Annotated in this window: 4 protein-coding genes; 2 read left to right on the top strand and 2 right to left on the bottom strand. The window is 62.4% G+C overall.

Translation table 11 applies throughout. From position 1 onward, the window contains the following. Positions 1 to 113 precede the first annotated feature (113 nt). Entirely contained in the window at positions 114 to 536 is a 423-nt protein-coding gene (locus tag A7K61_RS30380; RefSeq protein ID WP_069559007.1) for a PaaI family thioesterase, read from the bottom strand. A gap of 157 nt (positions 537 to 693) precedes the next feature. Here A7K61_RS30380 and A7K61_RS30375 point away from each other — a divergent pair, with 157 nt between their 5' ends. After that, positions 694 to 1,488 carry a DUF4349 domain-containing protein gene (locus tag A7K61_RS30375; protein WP_069559006.1) on the top strand — a complete coding sequence of 265 codons (795 nt, stop codon included), beginning with the start codon at positions 694 to 696 and terminating at the stop codon, positions 1,486 to 1,488. Here the strand turns inward: A7K61_RS30375 and A7K61_RS30370 are convergent, their stop codons facing one another. Then, positions 1,489 to 2,574, bottom strand: a complete 1,086-nt coding sequence (locus A7K61_RS30370) for a DUF1615 domain-containing protein (RefSeq protein WP_069559005.1) — start codon at positions 2,572 to 2,574, stop codon at positions 1,489 to 1,491. It abuts the gene before it with no gap. A 273-nt stretch (positions 2,575 to 2,847) separates the two neighbouring features. Between A7K61_RS30370 and A7K61_RS30365 the strand changes: the two genes are divergently transcribed. Next, on the top strand, positions 2,848 to 4,209 hold a 1,362-nt coding region (locus A7K61_RS30365), incomplete at its 3' end, for a DUF6531 domain-containing protein (RefSeq protein WP_256558080.1).

The raw sequence follows: 4,209 nt of genomic DNA, 5'->3' as shown, positions 1-4,209 counted from the left end.
TTAGGCCGCCTTCGCGAGCAAGCCCGCTCCCACAGTTGGATTGTGGGGTGTCAGGTAGAAAAGTGTCGGCTGTCAGGCCGACATCGCAGGCAAACCAGCTCCCACATTTGATCTCACTGCCTGTCAGCATGCGGCACCGCGAACACCGCGCTCGCCCGCAGCACCACCCTCTCCTCCACCTGCAAACTCAACGTGGCAAACGCCATCTGCCGTCCGCGCTTGTGGCTTTCCAAACGCACCACCACCCACTCCCCTACCTGCACGGCGCCCAGGTAATCCAAGGTCATGCTAGCGGTAATCAACGGCAACGGCGGCTCACTGGAAAACGCCATGGCGTACCCCATGCCGATATCGGCCAGCGTCGCCAGCACCCCGCCGTGCACCGTACCGCGCCCGTTGGCGTGACGATGATCGGCGCGCAGGCCGACTTCCAATTGCAAACCTTCGCCACGGCAGTACGCCGGGCCGAGCAGTTCCAGCAACGGGCTGCTGCGCGGCAATGGGACAAAACCTTGGGGGACGGTCTGAGCGTTCATGGCGGTTGCTTCCCTGGTATGAGGCTTGAGATGTACGCCAGCTTCGACCCGGCAGCCACCACCATCAGCCGGGCAAATCCCGGGCAATGCTTTGCGTTAATGGGCCAGACCCGCTTTAATCTCGGCCAATTTCTCCTGCACATATCAAGGAAACGCCATGCGCCACCTGGACGGCAACTCCCACCCGCTTCGCGCGCCGCTGTTGCTCTTGCTGGCCGGCCTGGCCTTGGCCGGTTGTTCCCCCAAGGACCACTCTCGCACCACCGTCATCAATGGCGAACAGGGCAAGGCCGGGGCGCAACTGGCCTATGAGCATGAATTGACCCTGGCCCTGCCCGGTGCCCTGCTTTCGCCGCGCATGCAGGCCACTCGCGAGGCGTGTGAAACGGCGCGCTTTGGCGCCTGCAATATCCTGGGTATTACTGAAGACATCCAGGGTGGCCAGATCATCCTGCGGATCGCGCCCACGGGTGTGGAGCCGATGGTCGCCCTGGCGGCCGAAGGCGGTAAGCTCGGCCAGCGCATCACCACTGCCGAAGACCTGGCCGATGCCGTGGCGGATGTGCGCCGCCGCCAGGACCGCCTGCAAGCCCAGCAGCAACGCCTCGATGAGCTGGCCAAGCGCAAGGACATCACCGTCAGCGACCTGATCGTCCTGAGCAAAGAGCAAGCCGGTATTGAAAACGAGCTGCAGGAACTGGCTCAGGTTGCCGCCGGCCAGCAACGCCGCCTCGACACCAACCATGTGACCTTGAACTTCCGTTCCTCGGACGGCGCCAACCAGGTGTCAAGGTTCACCCGGATGTTCAGCAACCTGGGAGACAACCTGGTGAACGGCACCGCAGACGCCCTGGAACGCGCCAGCTATGTGCTGCCCTTCGTGATCCTGGCGTTCCCGGTGGTGTGGTTGTGGGTGGGCTTGTGGCGCCGGTTCGTCAAGCGCCGCGGTTGATCAGCGCTTCAGGCAGCGCTGGTAGCGCTCATCCACGCGCTTGGCAAACCAGGCCGTGGTCAGGTTGCGGGTGATCTTCGGGCTCTTGAGCACAATACCCGGCAGGATCGCCCGTGGCAGCGGCTTTCCAGCCGCCTGGTCGGCCAGGCTGAAGACGCGCTTGTACAAGGTAGTGTCCTCGAAATCCAACTGCTCGCCCTGCTCCAGCTGGCTGCGAATGCTCGGGTTGCGCATGTCCAGTTTCGCCCCCAGTGAACGCACCGCCAGCTCGGTGGTGCCGGGCAGCAAGTAGCCATAGCGGATCAAATCCCCATCCAGTGCAAGCTCTTTGCCTGAAACACGGCTGACCGCGGCCTGGAACGCGGCATTGCGGCTGGCGTACCAACCGGCGTTGAAATCGGCAAAGCGGTACAGCGGCTGGTCGTAGCTCACCGGGTAGCCGAGCAAGTGGGCGATGCCGAAGTACATGCCGCCGCGACGGGTGAACACTTCGCGGCGAATCGTGCCGTCCACCGTGTAGGGATAACCCCGCGCCTGTTTCTGCGCAAAGTCGATACTGACCTGCATGGGGCCTGCGGTGTGTACCGGGTTGAACCCGCCAAACAGCGTATTGCCCAGGGGCACCATGCTGATGAAGTCATCGAAGATGCCGCTCAAATCCCTCTCCGTACGGGCGGCATTCAAACGGTCGGCGTAGGTTTTGCCGGTGGGCGAGCGCAGTTGCAAAGCGCTGCGCACCACGAATGCCGGCACATGCACCTTGCTGGCGCGGCGCAGGATTTCATCCTGGGCGATCTTGCCCATACCGGGCACCGGCGGGTCGACCTGATAGGTGGACTCTTGCTCGGTCACCGCCAGTACCGCACAGATGTTTTCGGTGCTGGGGTAGATTTTCTGGGTGTCGAAGGCGGTGTAGATGTCCTGGGCCCAGCCGTTGCGGTCCGCGACCTTGGCCGGCAGCAGGCGCACGATCTGCGCCTTCACCTCGGCTTCACTGCGCTCGGGCTGCTGAGGGCCACGGGAGGTGGAGCAACCGGCCAGTACCAGTAAAGGAATGAGGCAGAGCAGCAGACGCGTTGAATACATGGGGCTTCCTTGGTTAACGACAGGCCGGGCAGTGCTGATATCGACAGGTAAGTCTAACCGGGGTTCGTCGGCATGCCGAACCCCGTGCCTGGCAGTAACTGAAACATCCCACACAACTGCCGGATAAGCTCTACTCCTCGCCTGCGCAAACCTCTGCAAAGTCCCTCGCCTGATCAAACAGTGCGAGGGAGTGCAGATGGTTTTTTTCGTGACGCGTGCGGTTGACGGGGCCGGCACTTGAACCCGGCCATTGGTAGGCTGGCGCTGACGCCAATGAACGCGGAAAAGGTCGACGTTGAAGGCGTCTTCCGTGACTTTCGCGATTGCTTGAACACCTTTGACGAGTGGGCCGAAAGCTTTTGGAGCTTCTCGGCGCTGGAAGTCGAGCAGGTGTTCAAGGTTGGGGAGGACGTCGCGCTGGTCGCGCCGATCAATCGTTCCCTCTTGCCCAGCAGCACCGTCGCCACGTGCCAGGCCACAGGTACCTTGACCCTGGTGCATATGTTCCAGAGCACCAGGTTCGTGCCCATCGGCAACACGCCGGTGGTGGTGCAACGCGTTGATCCAAACGGCGGCCCGCTGGGCGAGCCCCTCCATAAGACCATCGGCCCCAGTGGCATCCTCGAAATCACCGAATGTGATCGCAACCAGCAATACCGGGTGAGTTTTTACCCCAACGTTTCCCAGGATAACGTCCAGGCGCTGTATGCGTCCTACCAGTCGGTGATCGCTGCACTGGAAACCCGGCTGCGCAAAGAGTGGACCGACACCTTCCAGGCCCAGTGGAAAAACTACACAGACGCCCGCCCGCTTGAGCGGCGGCGCCTGCTGGAGGCAGCCTTTGCCAGTGGGTTGGGCAAGGCACTTTATAGCCTGTGGGACAACATTGGCGAGCTGTCTGCGCTGCTGGCGGACCTCAAGCCCAATAGCGAAAAGTTGCTGCACTACCTTTCGCAAACTGAGCTCGATGAACTGCTGGCCCTAGGCAGTGACTCGATCGCCCAGGGCTTGTTGGTGCTCAGTGATGAGCCGCTGCTGTTTGTCTACCTATCGGCGCTGGTCAGCTGGATGCGCATGCTCCCGCCTACGGAGATGGCTGAACTGTGGGGTGAAATCACCGGTGAGGTGCTGATCAATCTGCTGCTGATTCGCGTGTTGGGTGCGATGGGCGTGGTGGTGCGATTGGGGGCTCGTGTGCTCAGTCACGTCAAATCCGGGCGGGCGCGGGCGTTGTTGGAATTGCTGGCCAAGCAGGTGACAGGGCCTCGGCTGGAAGCTCATGTCGAGGTCGCCAAGCCGGTGTTGCTGAGCAGTGCGGCGACGCCGGTCAAGGCAGTGCCGGCTGTGCCGTTGAAGGCTGGCGATACGCTGGTTTCGAACCCGGTGCCGATGGTGCGCGGCAAAACCCAGCGCACGACGTTGGTCCGCCAGGAGCCTGTCGATGATGTGCCGGCTGTGGCGTCGAATCCGAAGGGGGATGCGGCGGCGCCAGCGGACAAGACCGTTACCCACGGTTGCCCGGTGTCGATGGTCACGGGCGAGGAACTGCTGACCCTTACCGATGGTGCGTTGGACGGGATCTTGCCGTTTGAATGGACGCGGCTGTACCGCACCAGCGCGGTGGAGGTCGATTGC

The sequence above is a fragment of the Pseudomonas sp. AP42 genome (genome assembly GCF_001728935.1).
GTDB classification, from domain to species: Bacteria; Pseudomonadota; Gammaproteobacteria; order Pseudomonadales; family Pseudomonadaceae; genus Aquipseudomonas; species Aquipseudomonas lactis.
Note: the sequence above shows the minus strand (reverse complement) of the source record. Positions and strands in the feature narration are given on the sequence as shown.